Raw genomic sequence first — 20353 nt, 5'->3', positions numbered from 1 at the left:
GATTCGAAAAGGTGTGAGAAAGGGTTGGGGATTACAGGCCGAGGTCGCGGCGCTGGCTGGCCAACTGATCGACGCCGTTGATCACACGCTTCATGCCCTCCGGGTCGATCTCGTAGATCACCTCACCGCCGACTTCGAGCTTGTAATAGGTCACGGCAATGGCGTGCTTGATTTCGGCCTTGTCGCCTGCCTTCCAATCGCCCATGTCGAGCTCTTTCAACGTGCCGCGCTGGGTGACCACGACCGCCTTGGTCTCGCCCCTCTTGCCCTTGAAAGAACCTCGGAAGGTGCCGTTGAAGGCGTTACCGTCGGCCAGGCCAAAGAATTTCAACGACTCCTTGCGCACGCCAGTGGTGGTGAAGTTGGATTCCATTTTTTCCATCCCCATGTCCAGCTCAATCGGCATGTCCATACCGCCGGCACGGTGTTCTTCGGTCTTGAGCGTGAGTTTGGGCAGGGTCAGGCTGGTCACGTCGCCTTGAAAGCTCTGGCCGTCGACGAACAAGTTAAGGTTTGCCAGTGTTTCGGGAATCATTGCCATGTGTCATGCGCTCCTTATGCGACTTGATCGAGGACTTCGGTCAGCCATTGGTTGGTGACTTCGATGCGGAAGTTAGGGTTTTCAGCCGGCGGAACGTCGGTAAAGCGAATGTTCCAAAAAACCTTACCCTCCTCCAACTGACTGGCCGTGTTGAGCACGGGGTCGGCGTAGACCTCAAAGTTGATGATTGCGCCCTGCGCTTTCAGGTCGCGCATGAAGGCCTGAAGACCTTCGGTTACGTCGCGGATGTAGGTCGAAGTAATCGAGCGGTCGACCGCCCATTTATGCCCGTACAGGATGGCGTCCATGACGATATCCATGGTGCGCACGCGGGTCACAAACGACCACTTGGGATCACTCGACAGGGTGCGGTTGCCCCACAGGCGGAAGCCGTCATCGCGAATAATGGTCGCGATATTGGCGTTGTTCAGCAGGTTGGCCCGACAGCTCTCGTCGCCGTCCAGGTACTCGACCGCGCGAGTGGTACCAGTGACGCCGACAAACTCCTTGTTCGACGGCGACGCCCAAAAGCCGTATTCGCTGTCGGTGTAGGCAAACAGCCCCGCTGTCCAGGCCGAAGCCGGTGCATCGACGGTCTTGCTGGCCAGGGTGTCCCACACCTGCACGCCGGGATCGACCATATACAAGCGCCTGGAGCCAAAGAGCTTGGCGTAGGTGGTGGCCGCTTCGTCGGTCGTGCCCGGCCCGTCGATGATGCCCATAGCACGCAGCTTGCCGGCCAGCGCATCGATGGCCGTGGCCACCGCCTGGGTAGCGCTGTGCTTGGGCGCGATGATCAGCCGCGGCTGGGCGTTGAAGCGGCTCTTGCCATCGAGCAGCGCCTGCAGGCCGGTACGCTTGCCATTGGCCTGGACGCCGCCAATGATCGAGGACGTCTGCGCGGCCGCGTCGACGGCCTTGGCCACGCCCGACGCGACAATCACCGCCTTGGCGCGGGTAAAGATCGCCAGGCAAGACTTGGTCATGGCCGAGTCAGGACCGAATGCGGCAATAGCCTCGCGATCGTTGGTGAGCAGCACCAGGTCCCCGGCTTTGGCCGTGGCGTTCGCGCCCTCGGTAAAGGTGTCGACCACGCCAATGATCGAAGAGGACGGCATCGCGATGTTACGCGCGCCGGTGTTGACGTTCGTTACGGTAACGCCGTGAAAGAATCCAGCCATGTGGAACTCCAGAAAGCATAAGGCCGCGTCATGCGCGGCCCTGGGGTGGAAAGAAAGGGGATCAGTCAGTGCAGCAACAGCTGCGCCAGCAGCGCCACTACCAGGCACGCCAGCAGAGGAAAGAGCAGATCGAGGCGCCCGTCCGGCGTCCATCGCCAGAAGCGCAAACCGTCGTACCAGCGCAGATTGGCCAGGTGTACCGACTCGACATGCGCCAGGTTGCGCTCGCCCTGGGTATATTCACGGCCGACGAAGAAGAAGACGCCGGCAGCGGCGCCGGTCCAGTGGCCGCCAGGGATCGCCAGCAGGGCCAGGACGCCCCACAGGGTGCCCATGATCAGCAGTGCCGCAACGACGTGCTCAAGTTGGGTTCGGTTCATTGCATGGCCTCCAGGCACAAAAAAAGCCGCATAGCGGCCTCGGGGTGCGAGTTAAGTGAGTTGATTAGGCGACGTTGCCGACGCCCTGGACGCTTTCGCGAATGGCGTTGATGGCTTCGTCGGCCAGCGCCTCGGCCGCGTCGTGAGTTTGTGCCTTGAGAACCCGCTGCTTGCCCTTCAAGCGAGCGGCACGAATGGCATAGATAGCTGCATTCCAGGCATGGGCTTCGGCCAGAATGTTGTCCGTTGCCGCCTTGGCGTCCAACCCCGCCGCGTCCATCCAGGCTTGAACAGTGGCCGGGACAGGGCCGTCGTAAGCAGCAGCCGCGAAGCGTTCGGCTTCATCCGCTGTCAGTCGGTACTCCACCGCACGCAGCGGGTCGCCCAGCACGGCGCTGCGAGCCTTGTCTGCGCTTTGGTCGATCTGCTGGGCAGCAACTAACTGCGCCGCAGAAAGGGGCAAGTCGGCAAAGTTGAAGCCGACAAACGTGCGGCCGTCATAGTCGAAGTTCAGGTTTTGCTTTTGCATTTTCTTCTCACAGAGTCGAAAGGTTAGTCAGGACGTTGGGCAACGTATTAGAAGCGGTGCCAGCCGAGACACCAAAGAGATAGCGACCGTTGAAGCCTACGGGGAACGAGACAGCGAGCACTTCAAAGACCACAGCGCTGTTAGGAACACCTAACAGCGCACCTGGGAAGTCAGCCGGCGCCGTCACTTCGCATTGCGTCATTTTCACCGCCACAATCGGCGTACCACCATTAGAGGTGGTTTTGAACATTGAACAAGTGAAGCCAGTGGGAGCAATAGCCAGGCCCGCGCTGCTTGGAATTGGGATCACAATGTCCTGCATCATGATTTGGCCGCCATTCATAATGGGAAAGCCCGAAAGGTAGTTGGCAGTCCCTTCGGCAGCCAGGTAATACACCGGGATGAGCTTGCGACGTGTGCCAGTGACATCGCTAAAGATTGTTAAAAAACGACCGTCCACGTTGATGTTCGACGACATGGTGTAGTCATCTTGCAAGTAAACGCGGCATACGCCCCCAACGGGGGTGTTATAAAGCGCCCGATCCAAGGTTTTCAGCGGCGCCGAAGTGGAACCAACATTGGTATCAACGCCGGTCAATTGGTTTACATAAAACACTTTCAGGTTGGCCGGCACTGCCGCAATAGCAGCTGCCACCGCCGAATCGATACCCGCTTTCTTGTTGTTGAAGTAATCCAGCAAGTTGGTGGTTTTCGTCACCAGGTCCGCGATAGTGGATTCAAGACTCATAACGCTTACGCTCCGTAAGTTGCTTTTGAAAATTGATGTTGCAAGCTGACAACTGCCATCGCGTTAGCCGCGATAGCCGTCAACAACCCTTCGTAGTCGCCTGCCTGCCGCGCTTCGGTCTGTCGCATGCGATTCGTCAGGCTGGCAATCTGCCGACCTTCCAACTCGTGCTGCTTCGCTTGCTCTTCGATCACGTCTTGCTGCGTCGCACCACGCAACATATCCGCGATGCCGGCGGAGGCCTGCGCGGCGGCCTGCTCCGCAAACCCCGCGTAGTCGCTATCCTGGCGCGCCTCGGCTTTACGCATGCGGTCCATCAGATAGGCAATCTGGCCGCCTTCAAGCTGGTGCAGCCTGGCCTGGCTTTCGACTACGTCCTGCTGCTCCAGCCCCCGCAGCATGTCCGCGATACTCGCCGTGGCCAGGGCAGCCAGCTCTTCCGACAGCGACAGGTTCAAGCCCGCGCCGGTTGAGGTGATCGTGACGCTGTCAGGCGGCAACGCGGTTAACGACAGGTCGTAAGCCAACAGCAACTTGTTTCCGGCTGGCTTGTAGGCCAGCACGTCGGTTGCGTGCGACCAGACCGCAAACAAAGTGCCGTCGGACAGCAAGTAACCGATCTCGCGAACCCAAATCGCTTGAGGACCATCCGCTACCGCCGTGACATGCAACAGGGTGGAACTCAGGGTTTCCCCATCAGAAATGGGGTAAACCGCCACCTGATTGCGCAAAGCCGTCTGCGTGTTAGCCGGCGTGTAGCCTGCAGTTCCGATCACCACGTGGGTGATTTGCGCGGCCAGCCCTGTTTTGTCCTTGCGCCAAACTGCGGACAAACCGGCCTTGGTAATAACGGGTTGTAGCTCACTCATAAAACGGCCTCCATAGTGCCCCTGACAACGATTAGGGTTTGTGCCGCGTTGGCCATCGCAAGGCTCTGTTCTGTAGCTGCTGGCACTCCTTGAAGGTCTGCGCTGTACCGGCTGACCCCGCACACATCGACCACGCTGGCCACCCCAAGCGCCTGAACAGCCGTATCTGGCTGCAACAGCAAAGGCTCCTGACTACCGCGAACCACAACTTGCCCCTGGGTCGCGTTGGCCACCCCCAGCGTGTTATCGAACCGGGCGCCCAGCAGGAGCGTGTAATGGCTGCGCTCGTTCTTGGTGGCGTCGACCAGGGCCTTGATCCGCTGGAACAGTTGCGGGGAAAGAATCGAACCCTCGCCCGGGCGGTTGTCGTTCGCCCAGGCGATCAGCTCAAAGCTGTACGGCACAGCTCCCGGTATTTGCGTCCATTCCTTGTAATCCGCTGTCACCCCGACAGCCTTCAACACCCGCCGGATTGCGCCGACCGTGCCCTTGGTCTTGTGAATCGGGATCGACTGGCGAATCAGCGCACGTTGCTGCACCTCCGTATCGGCGGCCTCCCAGCCTTGCACTGACATGGCCCAAGCGAGCCATGGCAGGAAGTCGACCGGGCAGCGCGCCGAGTCAGCCACCCCGCGAATAATCTCGGGGTCGACCCCCAAGTCACAGGCGGTGGCAAGCGCCCTCTCCAACCTGGTGCTGTTATGGGGCAGTAGCTGGCTCATGAGACAACCACCCCCTTAACGTCGATGCCGATACAGCTCGGGTAATGTCGCTTGTCGCTCATCACGTCGGCCGTAGGAGATTCAAGCAATACTCGCCGCACACCCGAGGCGTGTAGCGCGCCGTAGATGGCGGACAAGGACAACTCCCCTTCCAGATCCCGGGCCGCCGCAATGACTGCCGCCAACTTGGCTTTAGCGGCAGCCACCACTATCGGCAGCGAAGGACCGTCGAGAACCTCAAGCTTGGCAATTACGCGATACTCATCCGGTTGCCCGAGCAAGCTACGAGGCCTGTCGGTGATGGGCCTGACATCCTCGTTGGAGACTGACTTTTGCACCGCTGCCACCAGAGCAGCTGGATCAGCCGCACTGCCGACAATCGGCAGCACAGACAGCGACACGTCACCCGGTAGCGGATTGCTCAAACCGGCCGCGTAATCGCACACCAGAACGATGGCCCCGGCCGGCAACAAAGCCCGGACATCAGCGCTGATTTCCGCCGCTTTGAAGGTCGGAGAATCCACCGACACGCTGGCCACGTCGGCAGAAGCCGTTAACGCGTGGTACTCATATGCACCACGGCCACCGGCCACTGAAAGGCGCTCTAGGGAAAGCCGTATGCGATACAGAAAGTCATCGTCTTTCTCCATGACGGCCGCCACCGGTGGCACCGCGTCAGGATCAGCGGGCACCAGCTCCAGGCGCTTCACATCAAAGTCGGCCCCTCGGTTGTCCAGATCGGCACCCCGTGCATAAGCCAGCAAGCTGGCCTTGGCCGCCGCATTGATCCGGGCGCGGCCGAGCATTTTCTGATAGGCCGCCACCTCCAGCAGCTTGACCACCGGATCAGACTCCAAAACCGCCGTCCACTGGTCACCCATGTGCGCACGGAAGTCGCCGAGGATCTGCTGATACAGCGTCTCAAATTCCAGCGTTTCCACTACATCTGGCGGGGGAAGCAAAGAAAGATCGATCATGCACTTACCTCCACTACGGCAGCATTGCCCAGGTATTCGCCGGTTAACTCCAGGCTGATCTGACCGCCAACAACAGCTGTCACACGCACCCGCTCCAGCTTCAAACGCGGCTCCCAACGGCCCAGGGCGCGAGCGACCTCAGCCTGTACAGCGCTTTTCCAACCCTCGCTCACCGGCAGGTCGACGTAACGGCGCAGCTTGCTGCCGTATTCCGGCCGCATGCGACGGCTGCCGATTGGAGTGGTCAAAATGTCCTCAATCGACTGCCGCAAATGATCAAGGCCGGTGACTGGCTGTCCGGTCCGACGATCCAGGCCAATCATGGCTAGCCTTCCAGAATCTGCAGCTCGGCATGGTCGAGCAGGTACTCCAGCGCTTCGGCGTCGTCGTCCTGGATTGTCACGCGGTGGCCTACAACCTTGAACTCACGCAGCCCCTCGCCGCTCGCAAGGAAGAGCGAGCGCGAGGCATAGAGACTGTCAACAAAGGTCACGTCCGCCGGCGCACCAGGCGCAGCGGATTTCTTGGTACTCATAGGGGTTCTCCAGAAAAGACAAGGCCCGCAAGGGCGGGCTGTCAGTGCTTGTGATTTGGCGTATTGCCTGCAGTGTCGATGATGCGTCCACCGCCGAAAATATCGCCCGTGACTCGCAACAGGCCTTTGATATCCACACTTCCCTCCAGGGTGATCGTGGCTGCCTTGGCCGAAATTGAGGATGATTCCGCGGTGATCGCGCCGTCAGTCACTGTCGCCTTGCTGCTGCCGACCTCGATGCTGACCGTGCCGGTGGGCAGCTTGATGGTGTAGCTGTTGGCCGCCCAGTCGTAGACCAGCGAGCCGCCATCATCAAAGCGCCACACCTCAACATGATCGCGATTGTCCGGTTGCGCGCCGGCATCGCCATACAACCCAGGAATAAACGTGCCTTGGGCGGGATCACCACTTGGGCTAATTAACGCACCCTGCTCATGCAGGCTCGGCGCACGCCAGTGTCGGGCCTTGCCGGCGGCCAGGGCATGCCAGCGAATCCAGGCACTAACCCAGGCGCCGCCATCGGATACCCGCACCCTGGCTGCCACCAGATCCACCGCGACAACTCGGCAGGGGATCACCAGACCGGCCAGCATGCGGTCATGCTCAGCGGTCGCATAGCTCATGCCAGGGCCTCTGGGGGCCGGTAATGGTGCTCGTTACCCGGGCCAGTGTCCGGGTCAAAAGCAACCACCAACTGGCCAGTGCCCTCCGACCATGGCCACTCCTCCTGACCGAGATAAATGACCTGGGTCCACTCAACCACCCAAACCGCGTAACTATCCAGCTCGGGTCGGCTCCAGTCTCGTTCTGCTCGCACGAACTCGGCAAACTCAACGGCCAAGCCCCACGACTGCATACGCAGCAGCACCGCCAATTGAGCTGCGACAAATGCCGCCACATGCAGACAGTTTTCTTCTTCGGCGGCAACGATCACGCGAGCTTCGAAGCGAGCCTCAACTGCGGTTTCGCCTGTGCCTGGATCCTTGTCTGCGTTTTCGAATCCGGCCAGTTCAAGCACTACCGCCGGAGGCGGCACCACCTCGATCCCATCCGGCATGGTCCCGACATAAGCGAGTCCAGGAATAGCGTCCCTGATGTGCTGTTCAATCGCGGCATAAACCTGACCGAGGGGAATTGGGTCATCAACCATTGCCTGTTCTCCGCAAGTACTTCTGCAGTTCAAAGTTCAACTCTTGCTCCATCACCACCAGCAACCGCTGATGAGCACGATTGGTCCATTCCTCGAAGTGCGGACGAACGTCATCCAGCGAAATCTTCGCCTTGGCCAGCGGGAAGCGACTGTCGTTTTCCGAGATCCAACCTGAGCGGCGACCGCCACCACCGGATACGTCGCTTTCCGGGTAATTGCTTGCATCGAAGTGCTTGCTGGCCGTGCGAATCCAGATATCGGGCTGACCACCGTAGACCTTCTTGAAGAACGCCCCTTGATAGCGTCGTCCTGCCACCGACACACCTGCTCGAGTCTGCCGAGGTCGACCTGCCCGAGTGGCGTCTATCGGGTTGATGCCGAACCACAGCTTGCCCTGGCCGTTACTGCTGGCCGGATAAGCACGCAAGCGCTGCCGTACCGCAGTGACTGCAATGCGCTCCTGCCGACTAACCGCACGGGCAATCTGGGTGCGCAGCCAGCGCAAGGTCTTGTTGATGGCTCGACGTTGAGCCGCTGCTAGTGCCTTGGGTACCAATGCCGCGAAATCGGTGAAGGCCTTTAGGTCAGACCGATCGGCCTGCAAGGTGATCATGCCGCTCTTGGCTGATTGCTTAACGTAGCTGCCGACACTCATGGATTCTTCCTCAGTACCAAGGTCACCAGACCGTCACCACCAGGTTCAACTCGAACCAGGGTGTAGTGACCACCACCATCATGAACAGGCAAGTCGATACGCACTTGCTGACGCTCCCGCACACCATCCGAGTCCGCCACGCGGATCACCAGGTGCGGCTCGCGCAACCCGGTGTTGATCCGGCCTAGCTTCGGCTGCAGCCAAGGAGCCGAGAACATCCCCAGCACCTCCTTGTCATTGATGTATGCCGTATCACCCAGAACTTCAAACACCACGTCGTCGATGTCGTCGATCAGGTCGCGAAAGGCCATACTCAGAGCTCCAGCAGGATCTGCGCGAGGGGCCGAGTGCACAGGTGCAACGGGTTGGATTGGGCTTCTCCGGCCATGCCCTTGTTGAACGGCAGCGGCTCGATCTTGCTGTAGTACGGAACACCCTCGGTGTTGACCGTCTCCATGTAGTCAGCCGGTGCAAACACCGAGATATATAGGTCAGGTACGCCCTCAGGAATCAGCAGTGCCTTGTCATCATGGATAAAGCTCACGCCCGCGATCTTGCCGCGATAACGCTCCCAGACGATGCCGCCAAACTCGAAGCTCTCACGAGCATCTCCGCGCAATGCCGCCGCCTGCTGACTGTTGAGGAAGGTATCCTTGATCGACTTGTGAACAACCAGCTTGTTCCAGAAATGCTTGCCACAGAGCGCCCGGGAACCGCTGCTGGTAATACTGCCCAGCGCCTCCTCCTGCAGGTCCAATGCGTCACCACATTTGACACGGACCTCGGTGTCGGGGCTGTTCAGCCCCATGGACATTTTCTTGCGGGTCACACCGAAGGTCTTGTAGATGTCCAGCAGGACGGTCGTACCGTCCGCATCAAGGATCTGACCATTCAACGCACCCATGCGCTGAAACTCGTGTGTGGCGTCAAGCTGCCGCCGGCATTTGGCCAAACGCTTGTTGACCACATCCTGAACCGCCTGCAGCTCGGACCGGGTACCAAACGCACGAATACCCTGAATCTCATCGGCCTTGATCGCAAAACGCTGAGGCAGGTGCACGGTATTAAACGGGATCAGGTTGCGCTTGGTGCCCGCCACCACCAAACCGGAGGTACCACGTTCACCTGCAGGGACCAGGGCCAGGGTGTCGCCGTCCTTTTCAATTTGCACGGTCAGGGTGGTAATGCCTTCTTCCTGGAACAGGCCGAGGCTGCTGATGCGACCCGGCAGGTATTCCTGTTCGTTGATGGCGGCGGTCAGCGACGAGACCGAGAACGCATCATCGTTAAAGATTTCAATATCAGCCATGAATCAATCTCCAAAAAGCAAAAACCCGCACTCGGCGGGTTCGATCATCAGGGTGGTCGTCTTAGCGGACGATCAAGAAATGAGTGGCCAGGGCCTTTTCAGCGGCGGGATCGAGACCGGTGAGGTGCGCCTCGCTGACTTCAGCCAAACGCACCACGGCGCGGCCGCGACGCACCACATCCGACTCGCCCAACGGGCCATAGAGAATGGCCAACGCGTTTTCGCTACCGTCTTCAGCGGTCGGGTTGTACGGGGCAAACTCGCTGGTAGCACTGACCAGGCCGAGGATCTGCCCTGGCTCCAGTGCGGGACCGGCAGCGACGTTGATAGCCTCGCGAGAAATGGTGCCGGATGCTTCAGACAGGAGAAACTCGCCTGCATGCATGGGCTCGCGTTGAATGGTCATGTTCTTGCTCCTGTAGCGGATTGGGGTTTGCCGGAATGCGCGGCGTGTCGGGCGGACCAGATGGAAGGCTGATCGATTTGCTTCGCCTGGACCTTCGCCGGTGGGTCGTTGTCCAGTGGCAGGCTGTTGTCGATTTCGAAGCCCTTGCCGCTGCCGACGATCTTGTCGAACAGACGCGCACGGACCGCCGGTGCGTCCAGCCCCGCCGCGACGTACTCGGCGCTGAACTCCGGCAACCGTGCCGCGACACAGAGGTCGTGCACGGCCTTGGCGCGGGTCAACCCGGCCAGGACGATGGACTCGCTTTCAAGCTTGGTCGAACTGAGCAGCGGTTCGACCAGGTTGCTGATGCCACCCTCAGCGCAACGCTGGGTGATCATCAGCGCCAGCGTGGCCGAGTCGACCACGGGCGGCGCCGGTGGCTCGACAGGCTCCAATTCAGGATCGGACTCGGGTGGTTCGTCGAGCTGGGCGAGCAGATCAGCCGGTGCATGCTGGTAGCGCTGCAACACCCCACCCTGGCCCAGGCAGGCCTTGACCTTCACGCCCTCGCCCACCTCATCGGCCAGGCCCAGTGCCACCGCTTCATTGGCGGTGAGCCAGGTTTCAGCATCAACCATCCGTCGTAGCTCGGCTTCGTCGATGTCCGGCGCCTTGGACTTGTAGGCAGCGATAATCGCTTCCATGGTTTGATCCAGCACCTGGGCCACCTTGCGGAAGTCCTCGGCATCGCCCGAGGCGTAGGTCCAGGGGTTGTGAATCATCAGCATGGCGTTGGCCGCGATCACCACCCGGTGCGCACCGCAGACCGCCACGCTGGCCGCACTGGCCGCCAAAGCATCAACACGACCGGTGCAACGCTCACCGAGACGCGACAGCGCGTTGTGAATAGCCAGGCCGTCGAACAAGTCACCGCCGATGCTGTTGAAGGCGACGATGACTGGCGACACACCGTCGTCCATCGCCTGCAGATCCAGCACGAACTGATTGGCCGTGACGCCCCAGTAACCGATCTCGCCATACACAAAGACTTCGATGGTGCGTTGTTTGGCTTCGCCGCTGGCTTGCACGGCGTACCAGCTTTTGTCCTGGACCGGCACGCGCTTGCCGGCCTTGTCGTAGATGCGCGGGATCGCTTTTTTGCTCATGGTTGCTCCTTGTCGTCGAGGGAAACGACGGCGTCGAGAGTGGTGTAATTGAGGCCAAGGCCCGTGGCTCTGGCGAGATCCGCCGCGTTTTCCGCATCGACCGTTTCGGCGTCGTAGCCGGTGCGCAAGACCATTTCGCTGCGCGAGGCGAAGCCCGCTTGCACTTCCATCCGGCGCGCCTGTACGTCCTGCACCGGCTGAATGTACGCCCAGCCTTGCGGCACCCAACGCGTGCGCAGGTATTCGCGGCGACGTTGTGCGTAACCGTCCAGCACCAGGACACCCGACAGCACCGCCATGTCCATCCACGCGGCGCGAACTGGGCGACATAACTGGTGCACGTACACGCTGAATTGCAGCTGCTCCAGCCGGCGCCGAAATTCGTTGAGCACTACCCGCAACGCCCGGTCGTTGACCTCGCGCATGTCGCCGGTAAGGATCTCGTAGGGAGTCCCGGTGCCGGCAGCCGCAGCCATCAACTGTTGCCGCATAAAGTCCGGGTAGTTGTTGCCCGCGTCCGGCGGCTTGGAGAACTCGACCTCTTCGCCGGGACCCAGCTCCTGCATGGTGCCGGGCTCCAACGCGACCATCGGCGTGAAGCCATCGCGGTCGGTGGTCAGCAGTTGACCAGTAACCGGATCTCTGGGCATCTGCTGTGATTCCGGTGCCGGGCGACTGATGAAGCCGGCAAACAAGTTGGCCACCTCTTGGCGAAACAACACCGCGTCGTCGTAGTTGTCGAGGCTGCGCAGCCGTTTCAACACAGGCGACAAACGCGGCACGCCGCGCAACTGGCCGGGTTCAACCGGCTCGAAGATATGCAATACCTGGGCTGCAGGCACCCGCACCAATTGGTTGTAACCGGCGTTCAGCGACGACGCATCTCGCGGGTGCGACAGGTACATCCAGTACGCTACGCGCTTGCCGCCAGGGGTGAACTCGATCCCGGCACGGATGGAGTTGCCGGTTTTGGTGGTCTCGAATTTGTCGTGCGGCACGAACTCTGGTGCCAGCACCTGGAGCTGTAAGGGCACTGCGAGGCCTTCGTCCAGACCGCGTGGCCGCAGCCGGACAAAGCACTCTCCCGAGGTTTCGACTGTGCGAGCTATCAGCGCCTGCTGGCCGTAGAAGTCTGTGCGCTCATCGGCGTCCGACTCGTCGACCCAGTCGTCCCAAAGCTCCTGCAGCAACTTGCGCAGGGCATCGTCATCGGTTGTTGGCCGAGGGTTGATGCCGGTGCCGATCAAATTGCTGACGCGCTTGTCGATGACGTTGAAGGCATAGGGGTCATTACGTACTGCCGCCCGTGAACGGGAGCGCAGATTACGCAATGCCGGGGTGTTGATGCTGTTGATCCCGTTGTCTGGGGCATCCCATCCAGTGGACCGACGACCCTCCCCGGCGCCTTCGTAACTGGCCTTGATGTTCGACGGCAACAAGAATCCGTTACGGGTCAGCGTCGGATAATGTCGAGCCATTAGAGTCCTTTGCCTCCGTGGTAAAGCCGTACTATGCGAGAGCGCGGGCCGGCTGAGTTGACCAGCGAGGTGCGAATCTCATCGCGAGCCTTGAGCAGCTCATCGATGGATCGGTATTCCACAGTGCGGTCGCCATAGCGCACGGTTTTCTCACCGCGAGCGATAGCCCCCTCAACCGCATCGAGGTGCTTCTGGGTAAAGGACATATCAGCGTCTCTTCAGGTAGCCGCTTCTGCTGATGCGACGTGGAGGAACAGCCACTGGCTGTTGTGGCGGGGTACTGCGGGTTGAGACAGAGACTTCCGGCGCAGGTCGAACAGCAACCACTGCCAATAACTCTTCCGGTACCGAGGGTTGTGACTGCTGCTCGACCGGATCGGGCGACACCGATTTGTCTTCAAACAAATGATGCTGCATGAGCGACTGGCGAACCTTGTCCCAATCACTTTCGTGATACCGGCCCAAGCCCAAGTACTCTGCCATTGCTCTGGCGTACACCATCAGATCGAGCGCTTCGTTACGATCGGCTTTGCCCTTGGTCCATTCAACTCGCCAAGTGCCTTGGGTAAAACGAGCTACCTTGCGCTCAGCCACACACTGAGCGAAGAAGTCTTCAGGCAAATCCCTGGCAAAATGCAGAGCACCAGGACCGGACTCGAGCGGATAACGGTTATAGATCCAGTCCTTGGTAGTGTCGGTACCAATCAGCCAGAGTTCGGCACCATTCTTTTCAACGTTACCGCGCCAGTTAACATCCACTCGAGACGGGCGTTGAGCAATAATTGGTTTGTTCGGCCGGCTCTCACCTTTCACCGCGAAGACGTTGCGCCAACGACGAATCCGGCAGAACTGATAGACCTCATGCGTGTGGTTACCGCCCGAGTCAACGGCGGTTGCCAAGATGGCAAGCCCGACTCCACTAGGATGGCGATAGCGGGCCTTGAGCTTGTCGTCCAATGCCTCCCAGGTCCTGTCGTCGGATGGGTCGCCCATGATGACCTGGTGATCAATGACCCAGCGTTCCAGCCCTACCCCCCAACCCATCACCATAAATTCCAGGCGATTACCTTGAACGTCGACCGACGCGGTCAACATCAAGGCCCCCATGGGTACGGTGCCGAGGACATAGGTCTCCATCAACGCACGGGCCTGGAGTTCATCAGCCTTGGTTTGTTCCAAAGCACTGTCCCAGGGTAATCCAAGCCGGGTGTTGTAAAACACCTGCATGAGCGATTGATTGCCCTTTTTCTGCTCGCTCATCGCAGTGTCATAATCACGAGCGAGTAACGCCCAGCTCGTCCAACCAAGCGGTGCATACAAGGCATTGAGCTGAAACCCGATGGTCTCCCCATCACCATGGGAGTGAGCGCGCCACTCGCCTTTTTGAAGCATGGTGGCCTTTTCGTGTTCATCAATCAGTGCCCCACAGTCAGGGCCACTGCACAGATATTGCACTAGGGTATAGGCGTCATCCCACTTTAGGTTGGACCAGTCCAGCACTTGCATGTGCCCGCAATGTGGGCATGGCACGTAGAAGTAACGTTGATCACTGATCCGGAAAAGATCATCGATACGCGACGCGCCTTTTAGGGTTGGCGTGCTCGAGAAATAGAACTTGGCGTTGCGCCCGAACGTCGAAGCGCGAGCCTCTGCCAGCTTGACAGGGTCACCTTCGTTATCCAGATCCATTTCCCAACGATCAATCTCATCGCCGTAGACATACCGCACCGACTTTTCCGCCAGGTTCGACGACGAGCCTGCCGTGGCAATGAACAGGCGCCCGCCCTCAAACTGCTTGATGCCGGAGGTATTTGTGCCTTCCCTGGAACGGGGTTTGACAATACGCTCGCGCAATTCAGGCACCACCTCGGCGGCCTGATCGAACCGCGCCGCAATGTCCTGGGCAAGTCGCTGAGTTGGCTCAAGCAGGAGAATGTTCGCCGGCGCCATGTGAATACAGCCACCGATCCAGTTGAGGGCAATCTGCGTTTTCATCAATTGCGAGGCAACCATCGTCACCACACGCTTGCACGGATGCGCCGGGGACAAGCACTGCATCGGTTCACGAGCATACGGCGTGCGAGCCGTTCGATATGGCCCTGGCTCGGCGCCACCCTGGCTCTGCGGAATACGCATGTAGCGATCAGCCCATTCGTCTACCCAAAGCTCCGGCTCCGGCCGCAATCCGCGAAAGTAGCCGTCACGGTAAACCTCGGTACCGTCGGCATAGTTGATCATTGTTAATTTCCTATGTTTGAGAGAGCACGCTGCAGATCCGCAGAAGACATACGCTCAGCGTCTTCCAACGTCCGGCGAAGTGATGCCAACAAATGTTTTTCTACCGTCCATGGATCCGTCATCGCCGCTAGCTCCGGCGCGATTTGTGTCGGCATGGTCATGAGCAAGTCGCGCAAAAGCCGCCCCGTATCGAAGGCCGCCCTGTCGACCACGGCTGACTCAACGAGAACGCCCTGGTCCTTGTAATAATCAGCCTCAACCGTGAGCGATGCAAAATGCTCTTTGCGTGCGCGAGCTTTGTGAAAGTCTGGTGTCGCGGCTGCTTCTGGAAGACTCATGTGCGGCGCAGGCTGTGAAAGCGATGCTGAACAACTCATGCCAGATTCCTGGAAGCCGTCTTTCGCTTGTCGCTCACGATCATGCCGGGCGACAACTCCCACTTTGCTTGGGTCTGCGGTGTCCCTGATCAAGGACTCAGTCGCGTGGACGTCGACACGTTTCCCATCCGGCGCCAGGACCAAACGGCCGGTGTCTTTCAGCCAGGTGATGGTGCTGGGCGCCTTTCCAATGCGTGCCGCAAAGGCACTTTTCGAGAGGTAGAGAGGCTCAGTCATAGGTCGTCTTTTCAGTTGTTTTTCAACAGATCACAGGATTTCAGTGAATTGAAATTTCAATAACTTTTGCGGGCTCGCAGAAACTCAGTTGCACGGGTTTCATGCCCCGTACCCCACGAATATCCCCAGGGTCCCCGGCGAGTTCATGCCTGTCCGCCACCGGTCGGCGGTGCCTCGCAGATCCCTGCCCGCTTTGCCAACCAACGAGCGTACAGTCCGCTGGCCACATCGGCACCGAGACAAGCCACAACGCTGCCTATTGCAGCGGCAGTCATCAAACTGCATCCCAGCGCCGTGGCGAGCATCACCGTCGCGAGACCAAAAACGGCAGAAGCACCGAAGCGCAACAGCACCCGCTTCACCAAGACCGGCACCGCCATCCCTGCCGCATCAGCACGCCACATCTCCCCGGTTAAACCCGCGAGCGCCACCAGAATCAGTAGCCAGGTTGGAAGATCGGCCAGCGACTGCTGCACCTCCTGTTCAGTCGACATGCGTTGCCTCCTCGGCAAGGGAATGAAAAACCCCGCCGAAGCGGGGTTGGGTGACCGGCGCAGGGAAGGCCGGGTGAAGCTGCACAGCACGTGCGAGGTCAGCGCCAAGGCGCAGATTCCAGATCGTGGGGACTTTTTACCCTCCTCCGGAAAAACCGAAAAGGGGGCATTTTCGGTCATTCGTTTCGACGCGACTTTGACGCAACTTTGACGCAGGCTTGAGGTGAGCAGCCCCGACGAACGGGATGTGCACGGGCGACTCCCATGCGCGCCATCAGGATCACCATCACTTGCTGATGTAGTGCATGCACCCAATTGCGATAGGTGCGGTCAGCGCCTTCCGCCAAGCCAATTTCCTGCATCTGTTGGCGCACCGGAACGCTATGGCCATAACGCAGTCGAGCTAGGCTCGCTAACTTCAGCCCACGTTCGTCGCGGTGCTCAAGCTCCATGATGGCCGCGTCGACCTGGGCGGCGGCATAGTCCATCCCTGAGCCGCCACCGATGAGCGGCCGAGTCCCAGGCGTTCCACGTGGTGCGCTGCCTTTCCAATCCATGATTGTGCCCATTTGGCTGCCCAAGCTGGCCTCATGGCCGTACTGGCCCAACTGCTCGCCCCAATGCCGCATCAAGCTCTCGATATCGTCAATCATCCCTGAATCCCCCCGAGAACCGAACCCAACACAAAAAACACGTGACCCGACACAAACCCTACACAAACAAAACCCTTTAAAATCAATAGCTTCAATCGAATTGTGTCTAGTGTGTTGGGTTTGTTAGGTATTTCAGCCCTCGCATGAAGAAAATAAATAGCCATCGGAAACCGACTGTCTAACGTCACGCATGCGCGCACGCGTAGCGAAACCCAACACACCCGACACAAAGCCGGCAAACCGCCGAAAAATATGGCTCCAATCTGTGTGGGGTATCTGAAATCAACCCAACACACACCCCACACACCCAACACACTTTTAGCTGTAGTCATGCGGCAGCCGCCTTGATGTGATCCCAGCTGTCCACATGCCAACCCGCAAGCTTCGCTTTAGCCCGCCAATTTTCGACCTGCTTGCCCAGCTCGGCCGCCTTCAGTGATGGGGGCGGGGAAGCGTCCTGATCAACGGGAAAGAAGAACGCGCCAAAGCGCCGGTTGTTGCCATCGGTCCAGGGAATGGCACGCGTCTTATCGACCTCAGAGCTGATGAACAGGGAGAACTTCGTCTGACTCATCACATGCTCTTTATTGCGCTGGCACCATTCGAGGAACAGCGAATAGAGGTCTGTTGATAGACACGGCCCCCAAAGTCCGTGGCCCAACTCGGTGTACTTCCACAGATGCAAGAACGTTTGCCACCCGGCCCGACTCAAGGCCACCAAGCGCTCACGGGCATCCGTCGAGGGTGGTCGCGTCCGCTGGTTGAAGTCGCCAAGATCGACTGACAACAACCAGCCGTACAGCGCCGCGACACCGCCCTGCTCTAGCTCCCTCCCGATCGCCTTTTGCCGCTCGATCGGCAAAGTCTCCATAGGCCACATCACCAGCATCCGCCGGTCACTTTCGCTAATTGGCCACGGCAAGATTTCGTTGCTCAGGAACACCGCGTTCATGTGGTTGGCTTCCTCCCAACCGTTGATGAACTTCGATTCCATCCGCACCGTCTTGCCGGTGATCAGGTGCTTGATCTTGCCCACCTGGTTGTAACGCTGATCACGGCTGACAACCTCTTCGAAGACGGACCACAACTTGCGGCTTTGCCAGGCGTTGAAGTTGCTCTCCAACTGCGTCTGGCCAACCGTGGCAGCGTACTGGCCATACAACATGCCCAGCGCATCGGCGAACAGCAGGCTTTTGCCCGAGCCCTCCATGATCGAATGCATCAGCACGGCGGTGTCCATCTTGGCGCCCAGGTGTTGCAGCGGGTACGCCAGCCAGCGGATCAGCCATTGAGCTGCCGCTTCGTCATGGTTGCACAAGAACGAAATCAGCCAACGCAGGTTGGCGCAGGCCTCGTCATCCCGGATCGGTTCGAGCGGCAGACCATCAAAGGTATTGATGTACACGGCAGGGTCTTTGCTCATGGTCGGATCAAACACGATGTGCTCGACATCCACTGTGCGCCGCTCACTACTGTTGAGCCACAGCGGATAGGTGTCGCCGAGCGCCATCTTCACCGCACCTTCGGCAATACGCCGCTTTTTCTCCCGATCCCAAACATCCTTGGTCCCGTCGATGTACACATAACGGTCGGTCGGTGGCATACCCAACGCCCCGCCCTTCTTGCTCGCCATCCGCCGTGCTTGCTCGATATCGCGGACGTGATCATCCGCAATCAACCGTTTGTCCATGTCATCCAGCCACGCTTTGGCCAGAGGCTTGCCCACACGCGCTTCAAATGCGGCCTTCTTCATCACCCGCGACTGGTCGCAATCCCACACTTGCGTGGTGCCCTCGACCAGCGCAAAGCGACGCAGCACCTGGTCAAGCGTCAATGCCTCCCCCGCCCCCCCGTCAGTAGCCGGAGCAGCCTCACTGGACGCGCCCTCACTCACTTGTCTCTGCCCGCTCGGCTCAGCAGATGGGGTTGGGGGAAGATCACGCGCGTCGGGAGCCGATGAATGCTGCATACCCAACATACGCGCCGCAGCCTTGACCGCTTGAGACTGATCACCGCCGTGCTCGAGTAAGCAGAACACCTCAAAGGCATCATTCTGATGCCCGTTGGCCAGCGGATCGGCGCCATGGTGCGAATAGACCCTCCCCTCGTCGCTCACCGTGATGCCCGGTAAGCCCGTACTGCTTTGAGGATAGAGCCACTTGCTCCCGCGCTTGATGTAGCCATGGCTGCGCAGCAACTCTTGCACATCATGGCCGCGATTGAACTCATCGATCACGGAGGGCTGCTTGCCCTTCACCTGCGCTGGCCGACTGATTGGCTTGCCCGGCGCGAGAGCCAGTTTCGGCGCCCACGGGCACGCGGCCTCAGCGTCACGCTTGAAGGCGTCCCAGTTGTTCCAGATCGCCAGCAGTTCGGGAGTGAGCTCTGGCAACCCATCAGCGGCACTTGGTGGCGTGCGCCAGGTGTACGGTTTCCCTGTACCTGGGTGAATCGAAGGAGGCAACACGTCCTGCACCAAGCCACCGCGCAGTTCAAACACAGTGATGCGCTGATACTCATCAGCCTCGGCACGCGCCTCGGCTTCGCCGGCAAGATCACCAGCATCCTTGGCGGCTTTAATCTTGACAGTCAGCGCCTTGTGGATCGAACCGTCGGGATCCTTCTCGTTGGGCCACGCCAATGAGTGGCGGGTCAGCTCAACGCCCGCTGGAACTCGAAACATGATGCGGAATCGCGCCGGGTTGCCGACCACAGTCGGGAACACCAGCGCCATAGCATCCAGGTCAATTTCCAGCTGGTCATAAAGAACATGCCGAGTCCACTGCACATCATCGACGTCCAGCGAGCAGATCCGACTAGGGCCAAGCACCACCCCGAGGTTGTGCTCGGGCTTCTTCTGCCAGAGCTCAACTGCCTTCGCTGCGTCCGTGATATATCCGCCGGGCTTGTTCCAACCCCTACCTTTCGGCCCCTTCTCCCCTGGCTCGATTGGAACCAAGGCTAATCCGAAGGTATCAATGTAGCGCCTTGCCCACTCAGCAGTGGGCATTCCATTGCCCGGACCACTCATCTGCGCCGCTCCCGCAACTCCTGGCAGCTGACACAGGTTTCGCAACCTGAAATGGTCTGCTGACGAAGCAACGGGATGGGTTCATCGCAATCATCACAGAACTGCGCACTAACTCGATTCGTCGGCACCTGCCGACTCCGATGGATAGCCATGTCGAGCAGGTATTGCGCTTGGTCGTTTGCGCGGTCGATTTCATCAGCCATGGAGACGGTCCTCCATTGCCAGGCGGGCGCCGGCCATGATGCCCAGAACGGCGCGGATCACGTCTGCACCATGCTTTTCAAGCAACTGGACTTCGGACAGCTCCCAGATGTTGTCGGCTGCACCTTCATGCATGCTGGAAACGAACAGACCGGTTTCGTGCAGCACCTTGCTGACCGCGAGCAATGCATCTTTTGTCGGTGCAGCTGCTACGGGCTTGTACCAGACCATCCCGGCAGGCCGAACAAGCGCGTCCAGCAGCAAAGGGTTTGCGGTCAGGCGGATCAGTTCCTCTAACTCGTCAGGATCCAGCCAGCGTTGTTCAAAGTCGTGTTTGACCTTCTTTTGCAGACCGTCGTAATCCATGACCATGTCGAGCGCCAAGGCAGTCACACCACCTTTGTAGTCATGGGCTGCCCGGTAAATTGCCTTGCGAAGGGAAAGAACCGGCGCAGAGGCCGGTGGTTGATTGATGCGACTCATAACCGTAAATA

26 protein-coding genes are annotated in these 20353 nt (G+C 59.5%); all 26 read right to left on the bottom strand.

Going from position 1 to position 20353, the window contains the following annotated elements; genetic code table 11:
* Positions 1-31 precede the first annotated feature (31 nt).
* The 26 genes from ACM6IP_RS25010 to ACM6IP_RS24885 all read right to left on the bottom strand — a co-directional run bounded on the left by ACM6IP_RS25010 (position 32) and on the right by ACM6IP_RS24885 (position 20342).
* Positions 32-541, bottom strand: a complete 510-nt coding sequence (locus ACM6IP_RS25010) for a phage major tail tube protein (protein WP_414862496.1) — start codon at positions 539-541, stop codon at positions 32-34.
* A 14-nt stretch (positions 542-555) separates the two neighbouring features.
* Positions 556-1722, bottom strand: a complete 1167-nt coding sequence (locus ACM6IP_RS25005; RefSeq protein WP_414862495.1) for a phage tail sheath subtilisin-like domain-containing protein — start codon at positions 1720-1722, stop codon at positions 556-558.
* 65 nt (positions 1723-1787) lie between these two features.
* On the bottom strand, positions 1788-2102 hold the full coding sequence (locus ACM6IP_RS25000) for a hypothetical protein (protein WP_414862494.1): 315 nt from the start codon (positions 2100-2102) through the stop codon (positions 1788-1790).
* A gap of 64 nt (positions 2103-2166) precedes the next feature.
* Positions 2167-2631: a hypothetical protein gene (locus ACM6IP_RS24995; protein ID WP_414862493.1), complete on the bottom strand. Its 465-nt coding sequence runs from the start codon at positions 2629-2631 to the stop codon at positions 2167-2169.
* 7 nt (positions 2632-2638) lie between these two features.
* Positions 2639-3379, bottom strand: coding sequence for a hypothetical protein (locus ACM6IP_RS24990; protein ID WP_095169675.1), 741 nt, complete (start codon positions 3377-3379; stop codon positions 2639-2641).
* Positions 3380-3384: 5 nt separating this feature from the next.
* Complete coding sequence (locus ACM6IP_RS24985; protein ID WP_414862492.1) at positions 3385-4248, bottom strand: phage tail protein; 864 nt, start codon at positions 4246-4248, stop codon at positions 3385-3387.
* The gene (locus ACM6IP_RS24980) at positions 4245-4970 is read right to left on the bottom strand and encodes a phage tail protein I (protein ID WP_414862491.1); all 726 of its coding nucleotides are present in this window, start codon (positions 4968-4970) and stop codon (positions 4245-4247) included. The genes ACM6IP_RS24985 and ACM6IP_RS24980 overlap by 4 nt, the downstream gene beginning before the upstream one ends.
* Positions 4967-5947: a baseplate J/gp47 family protein gene (locus ACM6IP_RS24975; protein WP_414862490.1), complete on the bottom strand. Its 981-nt coding sequence runs from the start codon at positions 5945-5947 to the stop codon at positions 4967-4969. The genes ACM6IP_RS24980 and ACM6IP_RS24975 overlap by 4 nt, the downstream gene beginning before the upstream one ends.
* Complete coding sequence (locus tag ACM6IP_RS24970; RefSeq protein WP_095169671.1) at positions 5944-6270, bottom strand: GPW/gp25 family protein; 327 nt, start codon at positions 6268-6270, stop codon at positions 5944-5946. The genes ACM6IP_RS24975 and ACM6IP_RS24970 overlap by 4 nt, the downstream gene beginning before the upstream one ends.
* A gap of 2 nt (positions 6271-6272) precedes the next feature.
* Positions 6273-6482: a hypothetical protein gene (locus tag ACM6IP_RS24965; RefSeq protein ID WP_414862489.1), complete on the bottom strand. Its 210-nt coding sequence runs from the start codon at positions 6480-6482 to the stop codon at positions 6273-6275.
* A 41-nt stretch (positions 6483-6523) separates the two neighbouring features.
* Positions 6524-7105, bottom strand: coding sequence for a phage baseplate assembly protein V (locus ACM6IP_RS24960; RefSeq protein WP_414862488.1), 582 nt, complete (start codon positions 7103-7105; stop codon positions 6524-6526).
* Positions 7102-7632, bottom strand: a complete 531-nt coding sequence (locus tag ACM6IP_RS24955) for a hypothetical protein (RefSeq protein ID WP_414862487.1) — start codon at positions 7630-7632, stop codon at positions 7102-7104. The genes ACM6IP_RS24960 and ACM6IP_RS24955 overlap by 4 nt, the downstream gene beginning before the upstream one ends.
* The gene (locus ACM6IP_RS24950; protein ID WP_414862486.1) at positions 7625-8287 is read right to left on the bottom strand and encodes a hypothetical protein; all 663 of its coding nucleotides are present in this window, start codon (positions 8285-8287) and stop codon (positions 7625-7627) included. Before ACM6IP_RS24950 ends, ACM6IP_RS24955 begins: the two co-directional genes overlap by 8 nt.
* Complete coding sequence (locus tag ACM6IP_RS24945; protein ID WP_414862485.1) at positions 8284-8598, bottom strand: hypothetical protein; 315 nt, start codon at positions 8596-8598, stop codon at positions 8284-8286. Before ACM6IP_RS24945 ends, ACM6IP_RS24950 begins: the two co-directional genes overlap by 4 nt.
* Positions 8599-8600: 2 nt before the next feature.
* Positions 8601-9596, bottom strand: coding sequence for a major capsid protein (locus tag ACM6IP_RS24940; RefSeq protein ID WP_414862484.1), 996 nt, complete (start codon positions 9594-9596; stop codon positions 8601-8603).
* Positions 9597-9657: 61 nt separating this feature from the next.
* Positions 9658-10002: a head decoration protein gene (locus tag ACM6IP_RS24935; RefSeq protein WP_414862483.1), complete on the bottom strand. Its 345-nt coding sequence runs from the start codon at positions 10000-10002 to the stop codon at positions 9658-9660.
* A complete protein-coding gene (locus tag ACM6IP_RS24930; RefSeq protein WP_414862482.1) occupies positions 9999-11150 on the bottom strand; it encodes a head maturation protease, ClpP-related in 1152 nt (383 codons plus the stop codon). Before ACM6IP_RS24930 ends, ACM6IP_RS24935 begins: the two co-directional genes overlap by 4 nt.
* Positions 11147-12628: a phage portal protein gene (locus ACM6IP_RS24925; RefSeq protein ID WP_414862481.1), complete on the bottom strand. Its 1482-nt coding sequence runs from the start codon at positions 12626-12628 to the stop codon at positions 11147-11149. The genes ACM6IP_RS24930 and ACM6IP_RS24925 overlap by 4 nt, the downstream gene beginning before the upstream one ends.
* Positions 12628-12834 carry a phage head-tail joining protein gene (locus ACM6IP_RS24920; protein WP_414862480.1) on the bottom strand — a complete coding sequence of 69 codons (207 nt, stop codon included), beginning with the start codon at positions 12832-12834 and terminating at the stop codon, positions 12628-12630. The genes ACM6IP_RS24925 and ACM6IP_RS24920 overlap by 1 nt, the downstream gene beginning before the upstream one ends.
* A 1-nt stretch (position 12835) precedes the next feature.
* Complete coding sequence (locus ACM6IP_RS24915) at positions 12836-14866, bottom strand: phage terminase large subunit family protein (RefSeq protein WP_414862479.1); 2031 nt, start codon at positions 14864-14866, stop codon at positions 12836-12838.
* Between the two features lie 2 nt (positions 14867-14868).
* Complete coding sequence (locus ACM6IP_RS24910) at positions 14869-15480, bottom strand: terminase small subunit (protein WP_414862478.1); 612 nt, start codon at positions 15478-15480, stop codon at positions 14869-14871.
* Between the two features lie 143 nt (positions 15481-15623).
* A complete protein-coding gene (locus ACM6IP_RS24905; protein WP_414862477.1) occupies positions 15624-15974 on the bottom strand; it encodes a phage holin family protein in 351 nt (116 codons plus the stop codon).
* A gap of 176 nt (positions 15975-16150) precedes the next feature.
* Positions 16151-16627 (bottom strand): hypothetical protein, encoded by a 477-nt coding sequence (locus tag ACM6IP_RS24900; RefSeq protein ID WP_414862476.1) that lies wholly within the window; start codon positions 16625-16627, stop codon positions 16151-16153.
* A gap of 328 nt (positions 16628-16955) precedes the next feature.
* Positions 16956-19658 (bottom strand): bifunctional DNA primase/polymerase, encoded by a 2703-nt coding sequence (locus ACM6IP_RS24895; protein WP_414862475.1) that lies wholly within the window; start codon positions 19656-19658, stop codon positions 16956-16958.
* The gene (locus tag ACM6IP_RS24890; RefSeq protein WP_414862474.1) at positions 19655-19861 is read right to left on the bottom strand and encodes a TraR/DksA family transcriptional regulator; all 207 of its coding nucleotides are present in this window, start codon (positions 19859-19861) and stop codon (positions 19655-19657) included. Before ACM6IP_RS24890 ends, ACM6IP_RS24895 begins: the two co-directional genes overlap by 4 nt.
* On the bottom strand, positions 19854-20342 hold the full coding sequence (locus ACM6IP_RS24885) for a phage regulatory CII family protein (RefSeq protein WP_414862521.1): 489 nt from the start codon (positions 20340-20342) through the stop codon (positions 19854-19856). Before ACM6IP_RS24885 ends, ACM6IP_RS24890 begins: the two co-directional genes overlap by 8 nt.
* Positions 20343-20353 lie beyond the last annotated feature (11 nt).

Source organism: Pseudomonas sp. IT-P176 (genome assembly GCF_949767245.1).
In the GTDB taxonomy this organism is placed as follows: Bacteria; Pseudomonadota; Gammaproteobacteria; order Pseudomonadales; family Pseudomonadaceae; genus Aquipseudomonas.
Note: the sequence above shows the minus strand (reverse complement) of the source record. Positions and strands in the feature narration are given on the sequence as shown.

Coding starts and splice junctions, on each gene's coding strand:
- ACM6IP_RS25010 (WP_414862496.1), bottom strand. CDS start 541: ATGGCAATGATTCCCGAAACACTGGCAAACCTTAACTTGTTCGTCGAC.
- ACM6IP_RS25005 (WP_414862495.1), bottom strand. CDS start 1,722: ATGGCTGGATTCTTTCACGGCGTTACCGTAACGAACGTCAACACCGGC.
- ACM6IP_RS25000 (WP_414862494.1), bottom strand. CDS start 2,102: ATGAACCGAACCCAACTTGAGCACGTCGTTGCGGCACTGCTGATCATG.
- ACM6IP_RS24995 (WP_414862493.1), bottom strand. CDS start 2,631: ATGCAAAAGCAAAACCTGAACTTCGACTATGACGGCCGCACGTTTGTC.
- ACM6IP_RS24990 (WP_095169675.1), bottom strand. CDS start 3,379: ATGAGTCTTGAATCCACTATCGCGGACCTGGTGACGAAAACCACCAAC.
- ACM6IP_RS24985 (WP_414862492.1), bottom strand. CDS start 4,248: ATGAGTGAGCTACAACCCGTTATTACCAAGGCCGGTTTGTCCGCAGTT.
- ACM6IP_RS24980 (WP_414862491.1), bottom strand. CDS start 4,970: ATGAGCCAGCTACTGCCCCATAACAGCACCAGGTTGGAGAGGGCGCTT.
- ACM6IP_RS24975 (WP_414862490.1), bottom strand. CDS start 5,947: ATGATCGATCTTTCTTTGCTTCCCCCGCCAGATGTAGTGGAAACGCTG.
- ACM6IP_RS24970 (WP_095169671.1), bottom strand. CDS start 6,270: ATGATTGGCCTGGATCGTCGGACCGGACAGCCAGTCACCGGCCTTGAT.
- ACM6IP_RS24965 (WP_414862489.1), bottom strand. CDS start 6,482: ATGAGTACCAAGAAATCCGCTGCGCCTGGTGCGCCGGCGGACGTGACC.
- ACM6IP_RS24960 (WP_414862488.1), bottom strand. CDS start 7,105: ATGAGCTATGCGACCGCTGAGCATGACCGCATGCTGGCCGGTCTGGTG.
- ACM6IP_RS24955 (WP_414862487.1), bottom strand. CDS start 7,632: ATGGTTGATGACCCAATTCCCCTCGGTCAGGTTTATGCCGCGATTGAA.
- ACM6IP_RS24950 (WP_414862486.1), bottom strand. CDS start 8,287: ATGAGTGTCGGCAGCTACGTTAAGCAATCAGCCAAGAGCGGCATGATC.
- ACM6IP_RS24945 (WP_414862485.1), bottom strand. CDS start 8,598: ATGGCCTTTCGCGACCTGATCGACGACATCGACGACGTGGTGTTTGAA.
- ACM6IP_RS24940 (WP_414862484.1), bottom strand. CDS start 9,596: ATGGCTGATATTGAAATCTTTAACGATGATGCGTTCTCGGTCTCGTCG.
- ACM6IP_RS24935 (WP_414862483.1), bottom strand. CDS start 10,002: ATGACCATTCAACGCGAGCCCATGCATGCAGGCGAGTTTCTCCTGTCT.
- ACM6IP_RS24930 (WP_414862482.1), bottom strand. CDS start 11,150: ATGAGCAAAAAAGCGATCCCGCGCATCTACGACAAGGCCGGCAAGCGC.
- ACM6IP_RS24925 (WP_414862481.1), bottom strand. CDS start 12,628: ATGGCTCGACATTATCCGACGCTGACCCGTAACGGATTCTTGTTGCCG.
- ACM6IP_RS24920 (WP_414862480.1), bottom strand. CDS start 12,834: ATGTCCTTTACCCAGAAGCACCTCGATGCGGTTGAGGGGGCTATCGCT.
- ACM6IP_RS24915 (WP_414862479.1), bottom strand. CDS start 14,866: ATGATCAACTATGCCGACGGTACCGAGGTTTACCGTGACGGCTACTTT.
- ACM6IP_RS24910 (WP_414862478.1), bottom strand. CDS start 15,480: ATGACTGAGCCTCTCTACCTCTCGAAAAGTGCCTTTGCGGCACGCATT.
- ACM6IP_RS24905 (WP_414862477.1), bottom strand. CDS start 15,974: ATGTCGACTGAACAGGAGGTGCAGCAGTCGCTGGCCGATCTTCCAACC.
- ACM6IP_RS24900 (WP_414862476.1), bottom strand. CDS start 16,627: ATGATTGACGATATCGAGAGCTTGATGCGGCATTGGGGCGAGCAGTTG.
- ACM6IP_RS24895 (WP_414862475.1), bottom strand. CDS start 19,658: ATGAGTGGTCCGGGCAATGGAATGCCCACTGCTGAGTGGGCAAGGCGC.
- ACM6IP_RS24890 (WP_414862474.1), bottom strand. CDS start 19,861: ATGGCTGATGAAATCGACCGCGCAAACGACCAAGCGCAATACCTGCTC.
- ACM6IP_RS24885 (WP_414862521.1), bottom strand. CDS start 20,342: ATGAGTCGCATCAATCAACCACCGGCCTCTGCGCCGGTTCTTTCCCTT.